Genomic DNA, 20563 nt, shown 5'->3' on the forward strand with positions numbered 1-20563 from the left:
GTACACAGGGCGCGTCTTTTGCATCAGCTCGTACCACTATGCCGTGCCCCCTCGAACCGCTCCTGCTCGAACGGATCGGGGTACCGGGCCGGGCGGACCCGGGTACCAGGCCGACCGGACCCCGGTACGCCCCTTGTGTTAGCGTGAAACTTTTGCACGGTAGTGACGGCCGGTGACCCGCCCGTCCGGTCGCCGTACCTCGTCCTACCGGGCCTTCCTCGGTACCTCCCCTCTTGCGGAAGGCTTGTCATGAACCACCCGGACCCCGCCGAGTCGCAGCCGTCGGTCACGTCGTTCGCCGGCCTGGACCTGCCGCCCGCGGTGCAGCGCAAGCTCGCCGAACTGGACGTGCGCGAGCCCTTCCCGATCCAGGCGGCCACGATCCCCGACGCGCTCGCCGGCCGCGACATCCTGGGACGCGCCCGCACCGGTTCCGGCAAGACCCTCGCCTTCGGCCTTCCGCTGCTCGCGCGTACGGCGGGCCGCCGGGCCGAATCCAAGTACCCGCTGGCCCTGATCCTGGTACCCACCCGTGAGCTGGCCCAGCAGGTGTCCGAGGCGCTCACCCCGTACGCCGCCGCGCTGGGGCTGCGGATGGCCGCGGTGGTCGGCGGTATGTCGATCGGCCGCCAGATCGCCGCGCTGCGCGACGGCGCCGAGGTCGTCGTCGCCACCCCCGGCCGGCTGCACGACCTCGTCGAGCGCAAGGCGTGCCGCCTGGACCGGGTCCGCATCACCGTCCTCGACGAGGCCGACCAGATGTGCGACATGGGCTTCCTGCCGCAGGTCACCGAGGCGCTGGAGCAGGTACGGCCCGACGGTCAGCGCATGCTGTTCTCCGCGACTCTGGACGGCGACGTCGACGGCCTGGTCCGCGACCACCTCCAGGACCCGGCCTCGCACTCGGTCGACCCCTCCGCGGGCGCGGTCACGACGATGGACCACCACGTCCTCGTCGTGCACGGGCCGGACCTGTACGCCGTGACCACCGAGATCGCCGCACGCGACGGCCGGGTGCTGCTGTTCCGGGACACCAAGCACGGCGTCGACCAGCTCACCCGGCATCTGCGAGCCAGCGGGGTACAGGCGGCGGCCCTGCACAGCGGCAAGTCCCAGCCCCAGCGCACGCGGACCCTCGCGCAGTTCAAGGACGGCCAGATCACCGCGCTGGTGGCGACCAACGTCGCGGCGCGCGGCCTGCACATCGACGACCTCGACCTGGTGGTCAACGTCGACCCGCCGGCCGACGCCAAGGACTACCTGCACCGCGCGGGCCGTACCGCGCGCGGCGGCGGCTCCGGCAGCGTGGTCACGCTGGTGCTGTCCGGCCAGCGGCGCGAGCTGAGCCGGGTGACGTCGGAGGCGGGTGTCGAGCCGACGGTCACCAAGGTGCGATCCGGCGAGGCCGCGCTGACCCGGATCACCGGCGCCCGCAGGCCGTCGGGGACTCCGCTCGACGGCGGTCCCTACTCGCGCCCCAAGAACACCAACGCCCCCTTCCGGGGCATCGGCTCCAGCAAGGACACCTCCGGCGGCCGCCCGTCCCGCAAGACGAGCGAGGCCCGCAAACTGGCGGAGGCCCGGCGGGCGGCGCAGGTACGTCGGGGGCGCTGATCGCTCCGCGGGCGGGGCGGGTGGGGCGGGGGCGCCGAGCGGTTCGCCCAGGCCCGACGGCCGGCGCAGCTGGGCGGCGCCGTCGAGTGGTTCGCCCAGGCCCAGGCGGCCGGCGCAGCTGCGGCGAGGCGTCGAAGAGCTCGTAAAGGCCCGGCGGGCGGCGGATGTCCGGCGCACGGTGAGGCGCTCGCCGTGAAGCGCGAGCGGCGCTGGCCCGGCGCGGGCCGACTCAGACGCGGGTCAGCCGGTGCAGGGCCCAGTCGACCATGGGTGCGTAGACCAGTGGTACCGGTACCGGGGCCGTCAGGTGGACGGCGACCCGGGTACCAGTACCCTGCGGCCGCATGGTGTGTCCCACCAGTACCGGGATACCGAGGAAGTTGACCTTCCAGGCCCAGGCGCCCTTCGCCTCGTCGACCTCGGTGACCTCGAACCGCCCGCGCAGGAACCCCGCGACCTCGACCTCGCCCCGGGCACCCGGACGGATGACGTCGCCCTCCGTGCGGACGGCCCGCAGATGCGGCGCCCAGTGGGCCCACTTTTCGTAGCGCGCGTACCGCTCCCAGACCACATCGGGCGCAGCGGGGCCCGCGACCGTGACGGTGTGCCGCATGACAGTCCTCCCAGCGATGTCCGGCCCAATGTACGAGGACGGACGGGAGGACGCGCGGCGAGCGGGACGCGGCCGGGCATCGGCCCCATCCAGCCCACGAGCGCCCTAGTTGCCGCCGCGCGACTTGCGGGCGTGTTCCGGGGTGGGCGAGTCGATACGGCCCGAGCGGCCCTGGAGGCGGGGGTCGCTCGCGTTCACCACGCCCACTGGGGAACCGCTCTCGATGACGGCGACCTGGCGGACCGCGTTCTCCTCCATCAGCCGGGCGACGTTGTCGAGACCGTCGTCGATATCGACGGTGACGAGACCCTCGCGCACCACCTCGGCGACGGTCATGTTCTCGGCGTCGGCCGCCTCCGCGAGCGCGCGTACCACGAGATCGTGATCGCTGACGAGGCCGCGCAGGGCGCCGCCCTCCACCACCAGCACGACGTCGACCCCGTCGTCACGCATCGTCCGCGCCACGGACGTGACCGACTCCCGGCCGTCCACCGTCGTGGGGTTCCCCGTCATGATCTCGCGCACGCTGTCCATCGCCACTTCCTCCTTGATCGGCCACGGTCCTACGCCCCACCGTGTACCCCGCGAAGCGTCCGGACCCCCGCGCCGGGGTGCGAACGGGCTAGCGTCCGGCCAGGGTGGTAGGACGCCACCCCCTCCCTGAGGAGCCCCCATGAACGCCTCCGGCAAGGACCGTCCGGCCAAGGGCGACAAGGTCGCCTGGAGCACCCACGGAACCGAGACCACCGGCAAGGTCGAAAAGAAGATCACCGAGCGCACGGAGGCCGCCGGCCGCACGGTCGACGCCTCCCCCGAGGAGCCGCAGTACGAGGTCCGCAGCGACAAGTCGGGGCAGACGGCGGTGCACAAGCCTGCGGCGCTGAAGAAGAAGGGGAAGTCGTAGCGGGGCGGCGTTGGCGCCAACTCCCGCGGACGGGTTTCAGCGGGCATGTGAGCACTAATTGGACATTGTTGCGATTCACCCTCCGGCGCGGGCATCGACGGGCACTATGTGTGCCAGCAGCAACACGCTTCGTGTAAGGAATCAAGGAGCACAAGTGTCCAAGCAGTTGCCCGTCTCCGCCGAGCCGGAGGATGGACCGGGCCAGAAGGCAGGGCGCAGGGGAGCGGTGCGCTACCTTCAGAACGAGGCAGCGCCAGGCGCCGCACGCAAGGTGCTGGGCAACGCCTTGCGCCTGAGCCGGGAATGCGCCGGCCTGAGTCTGGGTGAGGCGGCCGGTCGCCTCGGAGTGTCTTCCTCGAAGGTGAGCCGGATCGAATCCGGTATGCACTCGCCCAAGGAGCGTGAACTACCGGAGTTCTTCGGGACTTACGGGATCACGACTCCAGAGGAGCAGGGAAATCTGCGAGAGCTGGCAGCGGCCGCCCACCGGCCCACGTGGTGGCAGCCTTGGTCCACAGTGACGCCGAAGTACCTTCAGGCCGTGGTCAGCTTCGAGGACATGGCAGACCGGGTCAGGTCCTTCGAACCCACTTATTTGCACGGCCTGCTACAGACTCCGGAGTACGCCCGAGCGCTGATCGAACGAGGCCGTGGCTCTGCGAGCACGTATGACGAGCTGGTCAGGTTCCGCGCCAAACGCCAGGAGCAGTTCGCTGCCTCGGACAAGAAGTTGCTCTGCGTCGTCGACGAGGCCACACTCGCTCGTTCCGTCGGTTCAGCGGCCATTATGCGCGGCCAGTTGCAACATCTGATCGACCTGACGCACAACCCCCGGATTCAGCTTCGCCTCGCCCCTCTCTACGACTTCGACGTGCACGTCGAACTCGGCCCGACGACTATCTTCGACTTCGCCGGCCGCCTTCTCCCTACGATCGTCTTCACCGAGGGTTATGACGGTGGCCTAGTCATTGAGGACGAGGCAATGGTGGACCGGCGTGTGAAGGCGTTCGACGCGCTCGCCGCCAACTCGCTGGACTCCCACGCCATGCGAAGGCGGCTGAAGGCCATGCTGACCACGAGTCGCTACTGAAGCCTCTTCCGCCCGACCCCCGCGTACAACGACACAAGCCGATCACTGAGCACTCCCGGCCCGCTCCCCACCTCTGGATGCCATTGGTGGGCCAGCACGACTCCTGGGTCCACGAGTTCGAGGCCCGCGAAGAACCGCTCGACCTCGTCCCGGCTGCGTACCTGTGCCGGCGTCCCCCGTTGGACGTACGTGTCGATGACGGCCGCCCACGTGTCCGGGGCGAAGTCGCCCGTGCAGTGGGTGAGGCTGAGGTAGGAGCCGGGGGCGAGGTGGTCCATGAAGCGGCGGACGATGCGGTAGGGGTCGCGGTCGTCGGGGATGAAGTGCAGCAGCGCGTGGAGGCTGAGGACCACCGGCTTGCCGAGGTCCACGACACCCTCGGCCTTCACCGCGGCGAGGACCGCGTCCGGATCGGTGGCGTCCGCCTGGACGTAGCCCGTGCGCCCCTCGGGAGTGCCGGCGAGCAGCTCGTCCGCGTAGACGAGCACGATGGGGTCGTTGTCGATGTACATGACCCGGCTCTCCGGCGCGACACCCTGGACCACCTCGTGCAGGTTGGGCGCGGTCGGGATACCGGTACCCACGTCGATGAACTGCCGCATGCCGCACCGCTGGGCCAGGTACCGCGCGGCACGGTGCATATAGGCGCGGTTCACCCGGGCCACGGTCTCGATCGCGGGGAACAGCCGGATCACCGCCTGGGCGGCTTCCCGGTCCACGCTGTAATTGGTCTTGCCGCCCAGGTAGTAGTCGTACATCCGCGCACTGTGGGGCTGGTCCTGCCCTAAGAACACGTCGCCGCTGTCCTGCTCGTGCCCGTGTGCGGCCTGGTCCCCCACTGTATTCCCTCCCAGGCATCCACGCTCACCCGTCCTCGCCAGGGGCGGAATGCACTTGCATTGTCCCTATCCATACCGACCGTTCAGCACCGATGTCCAGAGGTGAACGGTATTCGCAGCTTCCCGAGCGAGCCCGTGCCAAATTGACGCCGCGCAGGGGGCCGATACGGGTACTCGATCCGGGTACCGGATCCAGGTACTACCAGGAGACACCGGCCGGCCGGGCGGCCGGCACCTCCCTCACCCTCGTCAGAGTTCGCCGCGGTCGAGCGCGGCGGCGAACGCGGCCGCGGTCCCCCTGGAGACCGCCATGACCGGGCCGTTCCGGGTCTTGGAGTCACGGAAGAGCACCTGGTCGCCGGACGGCCGCGCGATCTCCACGCACGACCCCTCCGGCAGGCTGTACGAACTCTTCTGCCACGCGACGCCGGCGCCGTCGGCGCCGCGCCGCTCCACAACCGTCGGTTTCCTCACCGGACGACCTCCTGCGGTGAATGAACTCCCCGTTGCCGGGCTGCAATTGCATCCCGGCCCAGACGATGAGAGGTTGACCGTTCGCAGCGCCATGTATGCGTGCGGCAATCAACAATGTCTCGATTCAACTGTCGTCCTCTCGCATGCAAGTGCGCCGCACGGGCGGCCGCTTTGCTTTCACTTCCAGCCCGATCGAAACGGACGGGGGAATATGCACCGGGCATGGAGTATGCGGGGGGCATTCGTACAGTCATAGCGGAGAAGGCGAGCCGGGTCGCGGCACCGGGGCTCTCAACTGGAACAGACGGGGCGCACTGACAGGGCGCACTCTCACCGAAATCGAACGTGGCTCCCAGGGGTGACAGATTATCCCTCTGGCAATTCGATGGCCACGGCGTGAGAAATTCCGCATTCCACTGCCCAACTGGGTTTCACACGGCCTTAGTTCGACCTAACGTCCCGTCGTGCTCGGCGACGTGTCGAGCGGCATGGGGCCCCGGCGCATGATTTTGGCGGTCAGCGGCCGGGGCCCCGTATCCACGACTCCTCCTAGGAGGCCCGCGATGACCCCCTCCCCTCGGCAGCGGCGCCGTAAACCGCGCCACGCCCGCCCCCGGCCCGCACGCTGGGGCCGGCGGTGCCCGCTCTGTCTCGTCGACGCGCTGGAGGCCGCCGTCGGGCCCGCCGGGCAGCTGTTCCTCGCCCACCGGGCCGAGCACTGGCTCGCCGCGACGGGTGCCTGTCTGGTGCTGCTGCGCATGGCCGGACAGCGCTGCCCGCACGCCGCCGGCGCGCCCACCCAGCTCACTGCCGGGGTGGAGCGCCCCGAAGGTTCCGGCGCCCGCGAGGCCCACGATGCCCGCTGAATCCAGCCACGCCGCGAACAGCGCGGCCCACATCGGGCACGTCATCGAGCGGGTGCGCAGGCAGGCCCGCGTCAGCCCGGAAGCCCTGGCCCACAAGACCGGTGCGGGCCTCGGTCACATCGCCGACGTCCTCGCCGGGCGACGCTTCCCCAGCCGTCGCTTCATCATCAGCTGCGCCAGGGCGTGCGGCGCCGATCCCCAGGTGCTGCTCATGGTCTGGGAGGACGAGCACGACCGCCCGCGTACACCACCGCGGTGAGCTTCGGCCACGTATCGGTGATTCATCTGGATTCCTCACCCGTCGTCCGGTCGGCGGTCTACCGTGAAGTCACGCCGCGCGGACCGTCGCGGCCCCGTGAGAGGAGTCCTGTGTCATCACCTTGCGATCCCTCGGAAGCGCCCGTCGGCGACGTGGGTGGAGCGCTCCTGATGATTGACTCTCGGCTCCAGGCGATCTACGACGAAAAGGCTGAGGTCGATCCCGAATACCAGCGGCTGCTCGACCAGTTCGCCGCGTCCCTGGGCCCCTCGGGGCTGGACGCGCTGCTGGACGGCACCTGCACGCTGATCTATCTGTACATGAAGTGGCTGCGGCTGGCCTGCGAGGCGCACGACCAGGACGTCATCGAGACCGTGGTGCCCACCCTCGTGGGCACGATGCGCAAGATGCCGCAGACCTTCCGTCCCGAGGTCATCCCCATCATGGCCGGGCTGCTCATCTCCTCGGGCCTCGGCCTGAGCCCGAGCCTGTGGCGTGCGCAGTACGGGCGTTGGACCGACGCCGAGATGAATCCGCTGGAGGGTACGGCGGTTCTGCTCGCCGAGCACATCAACCGGATGTCCAACGACCGTGACTTCGCCACCCGCATGGTCACCGACGCCCTGAGCGGCGCGGACAAGGAGTAGGCGGACAAGGAGCAGGGCGACACACCGGCTCAGGGCAGCCCCGTACGGGAGCTGCCCTGAGCGCTGGTCACTTGCGCCAGAACAGGTGGTGCGTCACCCCGCTCGAACTGGGGACGACGTCCAGGTGGAACCGGTCCAGCAGTTCGTCCGGGGACTCCCAGAGCCGTACGCCCGAGCCGAGCTTCACCGGCGAGACGGCAACGTGCAGGATGTCGACGAGGTCGGCGTCGAGGAACTCCCGGATGGTGGTGGCCCCTCCCCCGATCCGTACGTCCTTGCCCTGTGCCGCCTCCTTGGCCTGCGCGAGCACTTCCGCCGGTTCGCCCTCCACGAAGTGGAACGTGGTGTCGGAGAGCGTGATCGAGGGCCGCTTGTGGTGCGTCAGCACGAACACCGGTGTGTGGAAGGGTGGTTCGTCACCCCACCAGCCCTCCCACTCCAGGTCCTCCCAAGGCCCGCGCTGCGGGCCGAACTTGTTCCGCCCCATGATCTCCGCGCCGATGTTCCGCGCGAAGTCCCGCGTGAGGTAGTCGTCCAGCCCGCGGCTCCCGCCCCCGTCGGTGCGCATCGGCCAGCTCGCCGTGGCCCCGGCCCACGAGAACAGCCTCCCGGGGTCCACATGCCCGAACGGCCTCTCCAGCGTCTGATCCTCCCCGGCCGCGATCCCATCACTGGACACCGTGAAGTTCTGCACCCGCACTAGCTGACCCACTCGCTCCTCCTGGGCGGTCGACAACAGTGGTGAGACTGACGGGGCCAGTGAAACTCATCGCGGCCCGTCGGCGAGGGATCAACCCAGTTCCCCGAGGGCCGCGTTGGCGCGCTCGGTGACCAGGGCGAGCACGCGGCCGGTGGCGGCGAGGTCCGCTGCGGGGATACCGCCCCAGACGCGTGCGGTGATGGGAGCGGTCTCCTCGGCGACGGTGGCCATCAGCTCGCGGCCCGCGTCCGTGGGGCGAAGGTGCGCGCCCTCCTCGGCGAGGAGGCGCCTGGTGAGCAGTTCGTCGAGGGTGGCGTGGATGCCGGCCGGATCGGCCTTGAGGGAGTGCTCGACCTGGGCGGCGAGGGCGTCCGGAGTCTGCGGGGTCTCGGCGGTGATGGCGGCACGCAGGGCGACCTGCTGCTGAAACGTCATGCCGTGCCGGGCTAGGACGCGCTCCAGCACGCCGCGAGCGGCGTAGTGGGCCAGAGCGAGGTCACGGGCGCCGGTGACGGGTCCGGGGGTGGTCATGAGGGTGCCCCCTGAGCGTTCTCGTCGTCGGATACGGGTGTCGCGAGAGGTGCGTCGAGCAGCGTTGTCAGCTCACTGGTGAAGGTCCGCGCTCGCGGGACGTCGAGACCCCCGAGCGGCTCCATCAGCCGCTGAAGCAGTTCCTGGACCGCGTCGATGGCCCGCCCGGTGACGGCGTAGCCCTGCTCGGTGAGCTGGAGCTGTACCGCGCGCGGGTCACGGGGGTCGCGGGTGCGCTCGATCATGCCGGCGGACTCCAGGGCACGCGCCAGCTTCGAGACGTACAGCGCCTCCAGGCCGGTGTGGTCGGCGAGTTGACGCTGACTGGGGCGCTCGCCCGTGCGCCGCAGGCCGTACAGGGAAGCGACCAGCGAGTACTGGGCGTGCGTGAGACCCAGCGGTGCCACCGCGCGGTCGACGGCGACACGCCACTTGTTGGCGAGCCGCCACACCAGGAAGCCGGGCGTGGGACCCGGTGAACCGTTGTCCATGACCTATAGAGTACATAGCTACTATGTACATGGCTACTATCTTGTGCAAACCACCCGGCACTGGGTCATGGCCGTCCGCGAACCTCGCCTACAGAACCGCCAGCCGGTCCAACAGCCTTTCCGCCTGCTGGATTTCGGTGCTCAGCGGGTGGTCCTCGGCCACATGGGGAAGGCCCGCCGAGGCCAGGGCGAAGGCGTGGCGGAGGGGGGTGTCGGGGAGTTCGGTGCCGGAGATGCGCAACGCGCGCACCGCGCCCAGGAGTTCGCAGGCCAGGACGGTGCGGTAGGCGGCCGTGGCCGCGACCGTGCTGCGCACCGCGTGGGTGGAGAAGCTGGCGTGGTCCTCCAGGCCCCGGGAGATCACGGCGGTGCCGAGGGTGACCGGGGAGGCGGCGTGGCGGAGGGTGCCGAGGGCGTCGTGGGCGACGTATTCGAGGATCATGACGCCGGAGCTGCCCGCCGGGCCCTCGGCGAGGAACGGCGGGAGGCCGCTGAGGTCGGGTTCGACGAGGTCGCTGAGGCGGGCGGCGGACAGCTCGGCGGTGTGGTGGAGCGCGGCGCGCAGGTAGTCGAAGGCGAGGGCGACCGGCGCGGTGGAGAACTGGCCGTGGTGGAAGGCTTGTCGGGTCTCCGTGTCGATGAGCGGGTTCTCCGCCGCCGCGTTGATGTCGACCTCAAGCACCTGTTCCACATGCGCGGCAGCCTCCAGCGCGGGCCCCTGCACCTGGGGGAAGGCCCGCAGGCCGAAGGGGTCCTGGAGGCGCCGGCCGGGCGGCAGGTCGCCGCCCGAGGTGAGCAGCCGGCGCAGCTCGGCGGCGCACCGTACGGCGCCGGGATGCGGCCGTGAGGCGTGCACGCGCTCGTCGTACGCCTCCGCCGAGCCGCCCAGCGCGCAGAAGGTCAGCGCGGTGACGACATGGCTGGCCGCGAGCAGCCGGGACAGGTCGTGCCAGGCGAGGACGGCCTCGGCGAGGGTCGCGGCGTTGCTGGAGATGAAGGCGAGCGCGTCGCCGGGGCTGATGGCCACCGGGTCGATGCCGCCGGACTCCCAGGGCAGTTCGCCGGCGAGGGTCAGCGCGATCTCGGCCAGCGCGGTGAGGTCGCCGGTGCCGATCGCGCCACGGGTGTGCACGAGGGGCAGCGCGCCGACCCGCAGGGCCTGTTCCAGGGCCCGGAGCAGCCGGGGGTGCACTCCGCTGCCGGCGGCGGCGAGCTGGTTGAGGCGTACGGCCATCACCGCGCGCACCGCGTCGTCGGGCAGCGGCGCGCCGGTGCCGCCGGCGTGGCTGCGCAGCAGGCGCAGGCCGTGCAGGTCGGCGCCGTCGGGGTCGACGACGATGTGGCGGTTGGCGCCGACACCGGTGGTCCGGCCGTACACCGCGCCCTTCGCGCCCAGCTCCACGGCCAGTTCGTAACTCTGTTCCGCCCTGGTCAGCGCGTCGGGCGCGAGCTTCGGCCACGCGCTGCGCCGGGCGACGCGGACCACGTCGGCGCACCTCAGTCCGGCGCCGCTGATCAGGATGCGGCTGGAGTCGGTCATCGCCACCCCTCTTGACAACAGTTCATTCATTCCTGCGAATAGCATGTAACTATTGATTCATCGCGCTGGCAAGAACCCCGCCGGCGAATCCCGCCGGCGAGAAGGAGAACCTGGTGCCCCGGTCGCTGCACGAGCTGCTCACCGCGCACCGCCTCACGCCCGCGCAACGGCGCATCGCCAGCTACCTGGCCGAGCGTCCGCGCGACGCCGCCGCGCTCACCAGCGCCGAGCTGGCCGAGCACGCGCAGGTGAGCCAGCCGTCGGTGACCCGTTTCGTCGCGCTGCTCGGCTTCGACGGGTACGGGGAGTTCCGGCGCTATCTGCGAAGCGCGACCACCGAGCCGGTGCTGGAGCGCGGCGGCAACAAGTTCCAGGCCGCCGTCGACGCCGACCTGCGCAACCTGGCCGCGCTGCGGGCCCAGCTCTCCGACGAGGCCCGGCTGCGGGCCATCGCCGAGCGGCTGATGGCTTCGGTTCCGCTGGTCGTCGTGGGGTACCGCGTGTCGGCCGCGCAGGCCGCCTCGTTCGCCTACCTTGCCACCAAGATCCATCCGGATGTCCGGCTGCTGACCGATTCGGGCAGTGTGTTCGGCGACCATCTGCGGCACGCCCACCGGTGTGGCGCCCAAACACTGGTGATGGTCGCGCTCCCCCGCTACCCGCGGGAGTGCGCGGCCGCGCTCCAACAGGCTCGCACGCTGGGCCTGCACACGCTTCTGATCACGGACCGGCTCGTCACGGCGCTCACCCCGCTCGCCGACGACGTGCTGAGCGCGGGAGTCGCCTCCGAGTTCGTGTTCGACTCGCACGCCGCGGTCGTCTCGCTGACCGTGGCACTGGTGGAGGCGATGGCCGACGCGGCCGGTGCCTCGGCCCGGCAACGACTGGAAGGTTTCGAAGACTATGCCGCAGAGCAAGACCTCTTCCTCCGGGAGTGACAATCCCGGAGGCTCGGGGAGCGACGAGGCGGCGACGGCGTTCGACGACGCTCCCCTCAACCGTTTCCATCTGCGCATCACGGCGCTGACGTTCTGCGCCAACTACTCCGACGGCTATGAACTCGGCATCATCAGCATCGCCCTGCCGTTGATCGCCCAGCAGCTGGGGTTCGGCTCCGTGTGGGAGGGGCTGCTCGGCGCCGCGGCGCTGATCGGCATCTTCCTCGGCAGTGTGGTCGTCGGCTGGGGTGCGGACCGGATCGGCCGCCAGCGTCTTTACACGTACAACTTCCTGCTCATCGCGGTCGCGTCGGCCGCCGAGTTCTTCGTGACCGGGCCCACCCAGTTGTTCGTCCTGCGTCTGCTGATCGGTATCGGCATCGGCGCCGACTACGCGCTGGGCCCGACGCTGGTCGCCGAGTTCGTACCGCGCCGCTACCGGGGCGGGCTGCTCGCGTCCCTGACCGTCATGTGGACGGTGGGGTACGTGGTGGCGTTCTTCCTCGGCAACTGGGTGGTCGGTCTCGGGGGCGAGGCGTGGCGGTGGCTGCTCGCGTCCAGCAGTGTGCCGGCGCTGGCCGTGGTGCTGCTGCGGCTCGGAGTGCCGGAGTCTCCGCGCTGGCTGGTCGCGCGCGGGCATCTGGAGCGGGCGCGGGCCGTGGTGCGCCGGCTCGGTGGCGACGAGGACGCGGTCGCGTCCCTGGTCGCGCACGCGCACACCACCGCCGACCGTCCCCGGGCGCGCTACCGCGACCTGTTCGGCCCCGAGTACTGGCGGCGGACGGCGTTCGGCGTCATCTTCTACAACGCCCAGGTGGTGCCGTACTTCGCCATCTATACGTTCCTGCCGCTGGTGCTGGCCAAGATCGGGGTCGGCGAGGAGGACACCACCAGCGACGGCATCCTGAACCTGTTCCTGCTGGGCGGCAGCGTGGCGGGCCTGTGGCTGGTGGCGAAGATGACCCGGCGCGGGCTGACGATCTGGTCCTTCGTCGTCCTGATCGCCGCGCTCGCCCCCATGGCGGTGTGGCCCGACGCGCCGAAGGGGCTGCTCTTCCCGCTGTTCCTGCTCTTCACGTTCACCATGTCGGCGGCCGTCAACCTCGACCAGGTCTACCCGGCCGAACTCTTCCCCACCGACCTCCGCAGCTCCGGCGTCGGCCTCCTGAACGGCATGAGCCGCATCGGCTCCGCGATCGGCACCTTCCTCCTCCCCCTCAGCCTCGACCACATCGGCTTCTCCCCCACCATGCTGGCACTGACCCTGGTCCTGGCGGTCGGCCTGGCAGCCTCGGTGGCCTGGGCCCCGGAAACGAAGAACGCGGCACTCGACTGACGGCCGTCCCGGTCAGGCGGGCTGCCACAGCTCGACGCGGTTGCCCTCCGGGTCCGTGACCCAGCCGAAGCGCCCGACGCCCTCCATGTCCTGGGTCTCGCCGGACACGTCCGCACCCTTGGCACGCAGCTGCGCCAGCATCGCGTCCAGGTCGGCCACGCGGAAGTTGAGCATGGTCTGCTGGGCAGGCGACCCGAAGTACCCGGTGCCGGCCTCGAAGGTCGCGAACACCGTGGGCCCGGTCGCCTGCCGCCACAGCCCGTGCTCATCGGCGTCGAGCCCCAGACAGTCGCGGTACCAAGCACTCAGTGCCTCCGGGTCACCGGCCCGCAGAAAGTAACCACCGATTCCGAGTACGCGTTCCATGCGGTCATCCTGTCAGGACGACCGGGGTTCGGGGTGTTGTCAGTCGCGGGGCAGGCGGGTCGCCGTTTCCAGGTAGAAGGCGTCGATGCTCTGGACGGCCTGTTCGAAGGCGGCGAGGTTGACGGGCTTGGTGACGTAGGCGTTGGCGTGGCCCTGGTAGGCGCTGGCGACGTCGTCGGGGGCGGAGGACGTGGTGAGGACGACGACGGGGATGGTCTGGAGCTCCTCGTCGGCCTTGAGGATCTGCAGCAGCTCGCGGCCGTTCATGCGGGGCATGTTGAGGTCGAGCACGATGAGGTCGGGGCGCACGCTGTCCGGGGAGCGCAGGTGTTCGAGCGCGGCGACCCCGTCGGTGACCTGGACCAGGTTCCGGGCGCCGCGCTCGGAGAGGGCCTCCTCGATGAGGAGCGCGTCGGCGACGTCGTCCTCGACGAGCAGGACGTCGAAGGGGCGGGTGGGGGTGGTCATCATCGGATGCTCCGTGGGTGCTTCGTGGGAGTGGGTGAAGAGTCCCGGCCAGCGGCGGCGCGCGCCCTGGCGCGTCATGTCGCTGGCCTCTCCGAGCTGGGGGTAACCGGCACCCGCGCGTGCGGCGTCCACGGCCGCCGCACGCTGGAGGCGCTCGGCGGCCCGCTGGAGATGCGTCAGTACGTGCAGCCGGGTCAGCGCGTGCGAAGGGTCGTCCGGCGACGGAACACGGGAACTCCCCTCCGCCATCTCGTGGACGATGCGCCGCGCGGCCTCGTCGACCGCCGCGTCCGCGAGCGCGGCCATCTCCTGGGGGGCGGTCGGCACGACGAAGTTCTTGCCAGGCATGACCAGCAGAGTAAGCCCTCGGCATCACCCGCGACAACAACAGTTGTCATCGTCGCTTAAGGTATGCCTGCGCCGCCGCGATCGCGGCCGTCACCGGAGGGGAACAGAGGATGACCGTCGTTGAGAGGCCGCCGCGCACGCGGGAGCTGTCCGCGTGGACGACTCGCCGCTGGCTTCGCTTCGGAGTCACCGTGGCGATGTCCGTCCTGGTGCTCCTGGGCGCGACCGGCGGCTGGGCCCTGGCGCGGACGGCGACCATCAGCGACAACCTCGTGGACGTGAAGTCCCCCGCGCTGACGAACTCGATCCGGCTGGAGTCGGCCCTGCTCAACCAGGAGACGGGCATCCGGGGCTACGGCCTCACCGGCACCGCCGACTTCCTGGACCCTTACCGGGAGGGGCTCGGCCAGCAGAAGACGTACACGAAGACCCTGGCGACCCTGCTCCGGGGCAACCCCGCGCGCCTGCGTGACCTGAAGGACGTCGAGGACCGTATCGAGACGTGGCAGGCGCAGATCGCCCGGCCGGTCGCGAACTCACCGGCCGGCAAGCCCTCTCCGCTCGCCACCGACAGTGCGACCAGGGGCAAGTCGACCTTCGACGCCGTGCGCACGGCGATGGCCACCCAGCAGGACCGGCTGCGCGCCGACCGCGCGGCGGCCAGGGCGGACCTGATCGCCACGATGCGCCTGCGCAACTGGATCTTCATCGCCATCGCGGCCGTCATCGTGGCCCTCGCGGTGATCGTCTCCGAGGCGCTGCGCCGGGGCATCACCGGGCCGCTGGAGCGGATCGGGGCGGACGCCCGGACCATCGCGGACGGCGACTTCGGGCACCCGATCACCCCGACCGGCCCCGCCGACCTCAGGCAGCTGAGCGGCGAGATCGAGTCCATGCGCCGGCGGCTGGTCCGCGCCCTGGACTTCAGCGAGGAGGCCCGGCAGCGCCTGGACGAGCAGTCCGCCGACCTCAAGCGGTCCAACGCGGAGCTGGAGCAGTTCGCGTACGTCGCCTCGCACGACCTCCAGGAACCGCTGCGGAAGGTGTCCAGCTTCACGCAGTTGCTCCAGCGGCGCTACGGCGGTCAGCTCGACGAACGGGCTGACCAATACATCGACTTCGCCGTCGACGGCGCCAACCGCATGCAGACGCTCATCAACGACCTGCTCGACTTCTCCCGCGTGGGCCGGGTCCACAACACCCACCAGAGCGTCGACCTCAATGTCGTGATGAAGCGGACCCTCACCGCGATCAGCGTCAGCATCGAGGAGTCGGGAGCGGTGATCACCCGGGACGAACTGCCCACCGTCATCGCCGACTCCACGCAGATGGGCATGCTCTGGCAGAACCTGATCGGCAACGCCATCAAGTTCCGCCGCCCCGGCGAGACTCCTGCCGTCCACATCTCCGCCGAACAGGACGGTGATCACTGGCGGTTCGCCGTCACCGACAACGGCATCGGCATCGCCTCCGAGTACGCCGAGAAGGTCTTCGTCATCTTCCAGCGCCTCCACACCAAGGACCGCTACCAGGGCAGCGGCATCGGCCTCGCGATGTGCAAGAAGATCGTCGAGTTCCACGGCGGCACCATCGCGGTGGACCTCACCCACACCGAGGGCACCCGCATCGTCTTCACCCTGGCGAGCAGGCCGGTGGAGCCGGGCGAGCAGGGGGACCTGGTCGCGGCGGGCCGTTCGTAGAAGTCCCGTACCCCTCCCGCCCGTTGCCCGTGTCCGTCATGTGCCGTCCGGGGCTCCCGCCGGCCGGTCGCGCGGCGGGGGGCCCGTCAGGAGGCGGTGTTCGGTGGATTCGTAGCGGGCGCGTTCGCGGTCGGCGGTGGACTTGCCGGCCAGGACGGAGGTGAGCCAGCCGGCCAGGAAGCCCGCCGGGATCGAGGCGAGGGCCGGGGTGTTGTAGGGGAACCAGTCGAAGTCGGCCTCGGGGAAGGCGGACACGGGGTTGCCGGAGACGAGGGTGGTGCCCGGGGTGAGGGCCAGCACGGTGAGGGAGCCGACGACGAGGGTGGCGAGCAGGCCGGCCCGGGTGTAGCGGCGCCAGAAGAGGGTGTAGAGCAGCGCGGGCGCGATGGCCGAGGCGCCCAGGGTGAAGGAGAGGGTCGCCAGGGGCTGGAGGCTGCGGTGCTGGGCGAGGGCGGCCACCAGGATGACGGGGATGCCGACCAGCAGGGCGCACGAGCGGGCGAGGGTGAGTTCCCGCGCCGGTGCGAGGGGGCGCGCGGCCGTCAGATCGTGGGCGAGAGCGTTGGCGCAGGCCAGCGTCATGCTCGCCACGGACGCGAGCAGGGTCAGGAACACGGCCGTGGTGACCGTGGCGAAGAGCAGGCTCTCGGAGCGCGAGAGACCGCTGCCGAACGCGGCGCGGGCGCCCAGCAGATAGGCGGTCGTGCCGTGCGGGTCGGCCCCGGTGATGCGGGCGCGCCCGAGGAGCGCGGTGGCCCCGGTGCAGATCAGTACGAGCATCAGGATGAACAGGGTGACCGAGGACACCGCCCAGGACATGGCCCGCCGCACCTGGCGCGGTGTCCCGGCGGTGTACATGCGCATGGTGACGTGTGGCAGGCACCCGGCGCCCAGCACGATCGCGCACTGGGTGCTCGCCAGGTCGAGCGCGGGGTGCGGGCTGCTGGAGTACTGGAGCCCCCAGCGCAGGTAGGCGGGCCCGGCACCGCTCTCGCGCGCGGCGGTGCGGAACAGCGCCTCGGTGCTCCAGCCGAAGGTGTGCAGGATGAGACCGCTGACGACGAGTCCGGAGGCGAGCAGCATCACCGTCTTGAAGATCTGCACGAGCGCCGTACCCCGCATCCCGCCCAGCGCCGCGTAGCTGATCATGAGGATGCCGGCTCCGGCCACGCAGCCGTTCTTGGCGGCGGGGGCGGTGAACCCCATGACGTAGGCGAGGAGTTCACCCACGCCGGCGAGCTGGACGATCATCATCGGGACGAGTGCGAGCAGGGTGACCGCACAGGCCGCGACGCGTACGGAGCGGGCGGGATGGCGGTGGCCGAGCACGTCGCCCATGGTGTAGCGGCCGGTGTTGTGCAGCGGCTCGGCCAGCAGGAACATCAGCAGGAGCAGGGACAGTACGGCGCTGAGCGCGAGGACCACCCCGTCGTAGCCGCACAGCGCGATGATGCCGCCGATGGTGAGGACGGTGGCGGCGGAGATGTAGTCCCCGGCGATGGCGAGCCCGTTGCGCAGGGGCGAGAGGGATTTGTAGCCGGTGTAGAACTCGGCGAGGTCGTCCGCGTCCGGACCGGTGAGGACACAGAGCAGCAGGGTCAGTGCGACGACGGAGCAGAAGGCGGCCAGGGACCAGGACTGTGCGGGACCGCTGAACTCCGTCACCGGCCTCCCTTCCGGTGCACGGGCGCCGGGTAGGACTGGCGGGCGCGGCGGGCCAGCGGGTCGACGAGCCGGTAGGCGGTGGCCTCGTAGAGCAGGACGGCCAGCCAGGTGACGGGGATCTGGACGAGGGCCAGCACGAGTCCGGTGGGCAGGCCGCCCGGTCCCGGACGGGTCATCAGCCAGGGGGCCTTGACGGTCAGCGTGAGGAAGACGGCGAAGTAGCCGAGCGCGGTCAGGGACGCGACGCGGCGCTGCCAGCGGTAGGCGCGGCGCAGCATGCGCAGGGTGCGGTGCGGACCGGAGCGCGGACCCGGCGGCTCCGCCTGGCCGTGTCCCTCGGCCCAACTGGGTTCGCGGCGGTCGGACGGTAACTCGGAGCTGTCGTAGGACACTTGGTGATCTCCTGGCGGGGACCGGGCCCATGAAGAGACGGACCGTGCGGGATGACCATGACGCTATGTCGACATGTTCCCTGCCGGGGACCGTTCTAGGCCAGAGGGCACCACCCGACCAGGCGGTGCCCTCCGCGTCCCGTACTCCCCGCGCCTACCGCACGGCCACGTAGTCCCCGCCCGACGACTTCGCCCCGGCCGTGGAGTTGCCGTAGTACGTCCACCGCCACGTCCCCGGCACGGTCGCCTTCACCGTGGTCCGGAGCCCGCCCGTACCGTTCGACGTCGCCTTCTTGACCGTCTTGTACGAGGAGGCGCCCGCCGCCTTGAACTGGAGGCTCACCGTGCGGTTCGCGTACCCCTGGTACGTGTGGGTGTCCCAGTTCGCCCGCGTGACCCGCCCGGTCACGGTGATCGTCCTCCCGGCCGCGACCGGCTCCGGCGAGGCGTCGACGGTGACCCGGGTGGCCCGCTTGACCTGCAACGGGATGTGCTGGTCGTCGGTGTCCCACGCGTCACCGACGAAGAAGACCTGAGCGGCGGTTCCCCAGGTGCCCGCGTCCTCGTTCCCGAAGTCGAGATGGCGCGGGTCGATGTACAGCCATTCCTTGAAGTCGCAGATGCCCTTCTTCTTGTCCACGACCTTGCAGTCGGTGGTCTCGACGGCGTCGTACAGCATGTCCCCGCCATCGGCCTTTCCCCGGAAGGGATAGATCATCGGCCCGTAGTCGTACTTGAGCCTGGTCGTCATCCGGAACGACACGGGCACCTCGATCTGGTCCTTGACCCCGACCACGATCGGCTTCCCGCCGTTCACCGTGACCCGGCTGAAGGAGGCACCGCCCTCCACCGCTCCGGCCGGCACCGCCGCCACCCCGGTGAGCGCGACCGCCGCCCCGGCGGCCAGCGCCGCCGTCCACACTGCTTTGCCCATTCTCGAGCCTGTCCTCTCCCCTGCCACGGGTGCGTCCTCGCGGCCGACTGGGAGACCCGGGAGGCCGGTGCGGGGTTGCAGGGAGCGCGGCAACGATTCGATCACCGGCCGACGGTCGCGGGGCGCTGCTACGGTCGACCGGGATTCGTGTCTCGGGTGGGTGAGCTGAAGGGGGTGGCCACACGTGGGCGGGGAGTACACCGAGGAGACCTACGGCGGGGTCACGGTGCTGGTCGGCGCACGGCGCGGCGCGTATCCGTACGCCAACTCGCTTCTCGTACGGGGTGCGGACGCCACACTGGTGGTGGACCCCTCGCTGTCGCTCGTGGACGGCGCGCCGCCCGCCGATCTGGTCCTGGTGAGCCACGCGCACGAGGACCACATGGCGGGGCTCACCGCGTACGACGTGCCGGTGCGCATCCACGACGCGGACCTCGGCCCGCTGCGGTCCCGTGAGGTCATGGTGGCCGGGTTCGGCTACCCGCCCGAGGAGGCCGAGGCCGCCGACCGGATGCTGCGCGACGACTTCCATGTGACAGGACGCCCGGACGCGCTCGGCTTCACCGACGGCACCGTCTTCGACCTCGGCGGCCGCACGGTCACCGTGGTGCACCTCCCCGGCCACACACCGGGCCACAGCGGCTTCCTGATCGAGCCGGACGGCTTCCTGTTCGTCGCGGACATCGACCTCACCGCCTTCGGCCCGTTCTACGGCGACTCCCGCAGCGATCTGAGGGACTTCGAGGCGTCGATGCGCCGGTGCGCCGACATCGACGCCCGCTGGTACGGCACCGCCCACCAGAAGGGCGTCATCGAGGGCGCCCGCCGATTCCGCCGTGGCCTCGCCGAGTTCGCGGAGGTGGTCGAGCGAAGGGAGGCGGCCCTGCTGGCCTTCCTCACCGAGCCGAGGACGGTCGCGGAGATCGCCGCGCACCGCCTTGTGTACCGACCACATGTGTCGGGACCACATGTGGACCCGGTGGAACGCCGTACGGCGACACACCACTTGGCCCGTCTGACAGCCGGCGGCCTGGTGACGGAGGCCGAGCCGGGGTTGTTCCGGAGGACGGGGGTAGCGTCCTCGGCATGGATCTGAACACCACCGTTGAACGCGCCCAGCGGCTCAAGAAGCTGCACGCCGAGTACAAGCCGCTCGTGTTGCCGACCGTCTGGGACGTCTGGTCCGCGCGGACGGCGGCCGGAGCAGGCTTTCCCGCGCTGACGATCGGCAGTCATCCGCTCGCCGACTCCCGGGGGGCCGAGGACCACGAGGGGCAGACCTTCGAGGAGGTGCTCGCCGCCGTCGGGCCGATCATCGCGGCGGTCGACGTACCCGTCTCGGTGGACCTGGAGGCCGGGTACGGCCAGGAGCCCGCGGACCTCATCGCCGGGCTCGTCGAGGTGGGCGGCGCCGGTCTCAACCTGGAGGACACCGTTCACTCGGACGGCGGTCGCGTCCGCGACACGGCGGAGCACGCCGACTACATCGCCGGGCTCCGCGCGGCGGCGGACAAGGCGGGGGTCCCGGTCTGGATCAACGGCCGCACCGACCTCTTCCTGCACGCGGACGACCCCGCCGCCGTCCTCGACGAGGCGATCGAGCGCCTGCGGGCCATGGAGCGGGCCGGCGCCGACAGCGTCTACCCGGTCCGCATCCAGGACGACGACGATCTGCTCACGGCGGTGACCGGCGCCGTCTCCATCCCGGTGAACTCCACCGCCCACCCCGTCAAGCACGACCTCGATCGCTTCCGCCGCCTCGGCGTCGGCCGCGTCACCTACGGCCCGCTGCTGCAACTCGCCCTGACGGCCTCGATGAAGGACATGCTGGGGCCCTGGGCGCCGTAG

At 70.5% G+C, this 20563-nt stretch carries 24 protein-coding genes; 11 read left to right on the forward strand and 13 right to left on the reverse strand.

Annotated elements, in window-relative coordinates; genetic code table 11:
• Positions 1-249 precede the first annotated feature (249 nt).
• Positions 250-1614 carry a DEAD/DEAH box helicase gene (locus D0Z67_RS00930; RefSeq protein WP_031180598.1) on the forward strand — a complete coding sequence of 455 codons (1365 nt, stop codon included), beginning with the start codon at positions 250-252 and terminating at the stop codon, positions 1612-1614.
• A gap of 229 nt (positions 1615-1843) precedes the next feature.
• Here the strand turns inward: D0Z67_RS00930 and D0Z67_RS00935 are convergent, their stop codons facing one another.
• Positions 1844-2227, reverse strand: a complete 384-nt coding sequence (locus tag D0Z67_RS00935) for an SRPBCC family protein (protein WP_031180597.1) — start codon at positions 2225-2227, stop codon at positions 1844-1846.
• 105 nt (positions 2228-2332) lie between these two features.
• Positions 2333-2761: a CBS domain-containing protein gene (locus tag D0Z67_RS00940; RefSeq protein ID WP_051887573.1), complete on the reverse strand. Its 429-nt coding sequence runs from the start codon at positions 2759-2761 to the stop codon at positions 2333-2335.
• Between the two features lie 139 nt (positions 2762-2900).
• Between D0Z67_RS00940 and D0Z67_RS00945 the strand changes: the two genes are divergently transcribed.
• Entirely contained in the window at positions 2901-3131 is a 231-nt protein-coding gene (locus tag D0Z67_RS00945; RefSeq protein ID WP_031180595.1) for a hypervirulence associated TUDOR domain-containing protein, read from the forward strand.
• Positions 3132-3285: 154 nt separating this feature from the next.
• A complete protein-coding gene (locus D0Z67_RS00950; protein ID WP_031180594.1) occupies positions 3286-4221 on the forward strand; it encodes a helix-turn-helix domain-containing protein in 936 nt (311 codons plus the stop codon).
• On the opposite strand, the gene D0Z67_RS00955 is transcribed toward D0Z67_RS00950, so the two are convergent.
• Together D0Z67_RS00955 and D0Z67_RS00960 are read right to left on the reverse strand one after the other, a co-directional pair.
• Positions 4215-5015, reverse strand: coding sequence for an SAM-dependent methyltransferase (locus D0Z67_RS00955; protein WP_037774746.1), 801 nt, complete (start codon positions 5013-5015; stop codon positions 4215-4217). The two genes, D0Z67_RS00950 and D0Z67_RS00955, sit on opposite strands and share 7 nt — an antisense overlap.
• 294 nt (positions 5016-5309) lie before the next feature.
• Positions 5310-5534, reverse strand: coding sequence for a DUF397 domain-containing protein (locus D0Z67_RS00960; protein WP_031180592.1), 225 nt, complete (start codon positions 5532-5534; stop codon positions 5310-5312).
• A gap of 563 nt (positions 5535-6097) precedes the next feature.
• On the opposite strand from D0Z67_RS00960, the gene D0Z67_RS00965 reads away from it, so the two are divergent.
• From D0Z67_RS00965 to D0Z67_RS00975, 3 genes are all read left to right on the forward strand, one after another.
• Entirely contained in the window at positions 6098-6400 is a 303-nt protein-coding gene (locus tag D0Z67_RS00965; protein WP_031180591.1) for a hypothetical protein, read from the forward strand.
• On the forward strand, positions 6390-6659 hold the full coding sequence (locus D0Z67_RS00970; protein WP_051887571.1) for a helix-turn-helix domain-containing protein: 270 nt from the start codon (positions 6390-6392) through the stop codon (positions 6657-6659). The genes D0Z67_RS00965 and D0Z67_RS00970 overlap by 11 nt, the downstream gene beginning before the upstream one ends.
• A gap of 110 nt (positions 6660-6769) precedes the next feature.
• Positions 6770-7306 carry a hypothetical protein gene (locus D0Z67_RS00975; RefSeq protein ID WP_031180589.1) on the forward strand — a complete coding sequence of 179 codons (537 nt, stop codon included), beginning with the start codon at positions 6770-6772 and terminating at the stop codon, positions 7304-7306.
• 67 nt (positions 7307-7373) lie between these two features.
• Here D0Z67_RS00975 and D0Z67_RS00980 read toward each other — a convergent pair whose 3' ends face one another.
• The 4 genes from D0Z67_RS00980 to D0Z67_RS00995 all read right to left on the reverse strand — a co-directional run bounded on the left by D0Z67_RS00980 (position 7374) and on the right by D0Z67_RS00995 (position 10568).
• Entirely contained in the window at positions 7374-8018 is a 645-nt protein-coding gene (locus D0Z67_RS00980) for a dihydrofolate reductase family protein (protein ID WP_031180588.1), read from the reverse strand.
• Between the two features lie 78 nt (positions 8019-8096).
• Positions 8097-8537, reverse strand: a complete 441-nt coding sequence (locus D0Z67_RS00985; RefSeq protein WP_031180587.1) for a hypothetical protein — start codon at positions 8535-8537, stop codon at positions 8097-8099.
• On the reverse strand, positions 8534-9028 hold the full coding sequence (locus tag D0Z67_RS00990) for a MarR family winged helix-turn-helix transcriptional regulator (RefSeq protein ID WP_031180586.1): 495 nt from the start codon (positions 9026-9028) through the stop codon (positions 8534-8536). Before D0Z67_RS00990 ends, D0Z67_RS00985 begins: the two co-directional genes overlap by 4 nt.
• Before the next feature lie 88 nt (positions 9029-9116).
• Positions 9117-10568, reverse strand: coding sequence for an aromatic amino acid ammonia-lyase (locus tag D0Z67_RS00995; RefSeq protein WP_031180585.1), 1452 nt, complete (start codon positions 10566-10568; stop codon positions 9117-9119).
• A 113-nt stretch (positions 10569-10681) separates the two neighbouring features.
• Here D0Z67_RS00995 and D0Z67_RS01000 point away from each other — a divergent pair, with 113 nt between their 5' ends.
• Complete coding sequence (locus D0Z67_RS01000) at positions 10682-11506, forward strand: MurR/RpiR family transcriptional regulator (protein ID WP_051887569.1); 825 nt, start codon at positions 10682-10684, stop codon at positions 11504-11506.
• Complete coding sequence (locus D0Z67_RS01005) at positions 11472-12842, forward strand: MFS transporter (protein ID WP_051887567.1); 1371 nt, start codon at positions 11472-11474, stop codon at positions 12840-12842. Before D0Z67_RS01000 ends, D0Z67_RS01005 begins: the two co-directional genes overlap by 35 nt.
• Positions 12843-12854: 12 nt before the next feature.
• Here the strand turns inward: D0Z67_RS01005 and D0Z67_RS01010 are convergent, their stop codons facing one another.
• Positions 12855-13208: a VOC family protein gene (locus D0Z67_RS01010; RefSeq protein WP_031180582.1), complete on the reverse strand. Its 354-nt coding sequence runs from the start codon at positions 13206-13208 to the stop codon at positions 12855-12857.
• Positions 13209-13247: 39 nt separating this feature from the next.
• Positions 13248-14024 (reverse strand): response regulator, encoded by a 777-nt coding sequence (locus tag D0Z67_RS01015; protein WP_031180581.1) that lies wholly within the window; start codon positions 14022-14024, stop codon positions 13248-13250.
• Positions 14025-14134: 110 nt separating this feature from the next.
• Between D0Z67_RS01015 and D0Z67_RS01020 the strand changes: the two genes are divergently transcribed.
• Positions 14135-15724 (forward strand): sensor histidine kinase, encoded by a 1590-nt coding sequence (locus D0Z67_RS01020; protein WP_031180580.1) that lies wholly within the window; start codon positions 14135-14137, stop codon positions 15722-15724.
• A 36-nt stretch (positions 15725-15760) separates the two neighbouring features.
• On the opposite strand, the gene D0Z67_RS01025 is transcribed toward D0Z67_RS01020, so the two are convergent.
• The 3 genes from D0Z67_RS01025 to D0Z67_RS01035 form a co-directional block, all read right to left on the reverse strand.
• Positions 15761-17389, reverse strand: a complete 1629-nt coding sequence (locus tag D0Z67_RS01025; protein WP_031180579.1) for a sodium/solute symporter — start codon at positions 17387-17389, stop codon at positions 15761-15763.
• Positions 17386-17781 (reverse strand): DUF485 domain-containing protein, encoded by a 396-nt coding sequence (locus D0Z67_RS01030; RefSeq protein ID WP_051887564.1) that lies wholly within the window; start codon positions 17779-17781, stop codon positions 17386-17388. The genes D0Z67_RS01025 and D0Z67_RS01030 overlap by 4 nt, the downstream gene beginning before the upstream one ends.
• 154 nt (positions 17782-17935) lie before the next feature.
• Positions 17936-18715, reverse strand: a complete 780-nt coding sequence (locus D0Z67_RS01035) for a hypothetical protein (RefSeq protein WP_031180577.1) — start codon at positions 18713-18715, stop codon at positions 17936-17938.
• Between the two features lie 184 nt (positions 18716-18899).
• Here D0Z67_RS01035 and D0Z67_RS01040 point away from each other — a divergent pair, with 184 nt between their 5' ends.
• Entirely contained in the window at positions 18900-19811 is a 912-nt protein-coding gene (locus D0Z67_RS01040) for an MBL fold metallo-hydrolase (protein WP_031180576.1), read from the forward strand.
• Positions 19802-20563, forward strand: coding sequence for an isocitrate lyase/PEP mutase family protein (locus D0Z67_RS01045; RefSeq protein WP_031180575.1), 762 nt, complete (start codon positions 19802-19804; stop codon positions 20561-20563). The genes D0Z67_RS01040 and D0Z67_RS01045 overlap by 10 nt, the downstream gene beginning before the upstream one ends.

Origin of the sequence: Streptomyces seoulensis, assembly GCF_004328625.1 — a bacterium.
Taxonomy (GTDB): Bacteria; Actinomycetota; Actinomycetes; order Streptomycetales; family Streptomycetaceae; genus Streptomyces; species Streptomyces seoulensis.

What these genes read in the sequence shown, in the direction of transcription:
- D0Z67_RS00930 (WP_031180598.1), top strand. Translation starts at nt 250, where the DNA reads ATGAACCACCCGGACCCCGCCGAGTCGCAGCCGTCGGTCACGTCGTTC.
- D0Z67_RS00935 (WP_031180597.1), bottom strand. Translation starts at nt 2,227, where the DNA reads ATGCGGCACACCGTCACGGTCGCGGGCCCCGCTGCGCCCGATGTGGTC.
- D0Z67_RS00940 (WP_051887573.1), bottom strand. Translation starts at nt 2,761, where the DNA reads ATGGACAGCGTGCGCGAGATCATGACGGGGAACCCCACGACGGTGGAC.
- D0Z67_RS00945 (WP_031180595.1), top strand. Translation starts at nt 2,901, where the DNA reads ATGAACGCCTCCGGCAAGGACCGTCCGGCCAAGGGCGACAAGGTCGCC.
- D0Z67_RS00965 (WP_031180591.1), top strand. Translation starts at nt 6,098, where the DNA reads ATGACCCCCTCCCCTCGGCAGCGGCGCCGTAAACCGCGCCACGCCCGC.
- D0Z67_RS00970 (WP_051887571.1), top strand. Translation starts at nt 6,390, where the DNA reads ATGCCCGCTGAATCCAGCCACGCCGCGAACAGCGCGGCCCACATCGGG.
- D0Z67_RS00985 (WP_031180587.1), bottom strand. Translation starts at nt 8,537, where the DNA reads ATGACCACCCCCGGACCCGTCACCGGCGCCCGTGACCTCGCTCTGGCC.
- D0Z67_RS00990 (WP_031180586.1), bottom strand. Translation starts at nt 9,028, where the DNA reads ATGGACAACGGTTCACCGGGTCCCACGCCCGGCTTCCTGGTGTGGCGG.
- D0Z67_RS00995 (WP_031180585.1), bottom strand. Translation starts at nt 10,568, where the DNA reads ATGACCGACTCCAGCCGCATCCTGATCAGCGGCGCCGGACTGAGGTGC.
- D0Z67_RS01005 (WP_051887567.1), top strand. Translation starts at nt 11,472, where the DNA reads ATGCCGCAGAGCAAGACCTCTTCCTCCGGGAGTGACAATCCCGGAGGC.
- D0Z67_RS01010 (WP_031180582.1), bottom strand. Translation starts at nt 13,208, where the DNA reads ATGGAACGCGTACTCGGAATCGGTGGTTACTTTCTGCGGGCCGGTGAC.
- D0Z67_RS01015 (WP_031180581.1), bottom strand. Translation starts at nt 14,024, where the DNA reads ATGCCTGGCAAGAACTTCGTCGTGCCGACCGCCCCCCAGGAGATGGCC.
- D0Z67_RS01020 (WP_031180580.1), top strand. Translation starts at nt 14,135, where the DNA reads ATGACCGTCGTTGAGAGGCCGCCGCGCACGCGGGAGCTGTCCGCGTGG.
- D0Z67_RS01035 (WP_031180577.1), bottom strand. Translation starts at nt 18,715, where the DNA reads ATGGGCAAAGCAGTGTGGACGGCGGCGCTGGCCGCCGGGGCGGCGGTC.
- D0Z67_RS01045 (WP_031180575.1), top strand. Translation starts at nt 19,802, where the DNA reads ATGGATCTGAACACCACCGTTGAACGCGCCCAGCGGCTCAAGAAGCTG.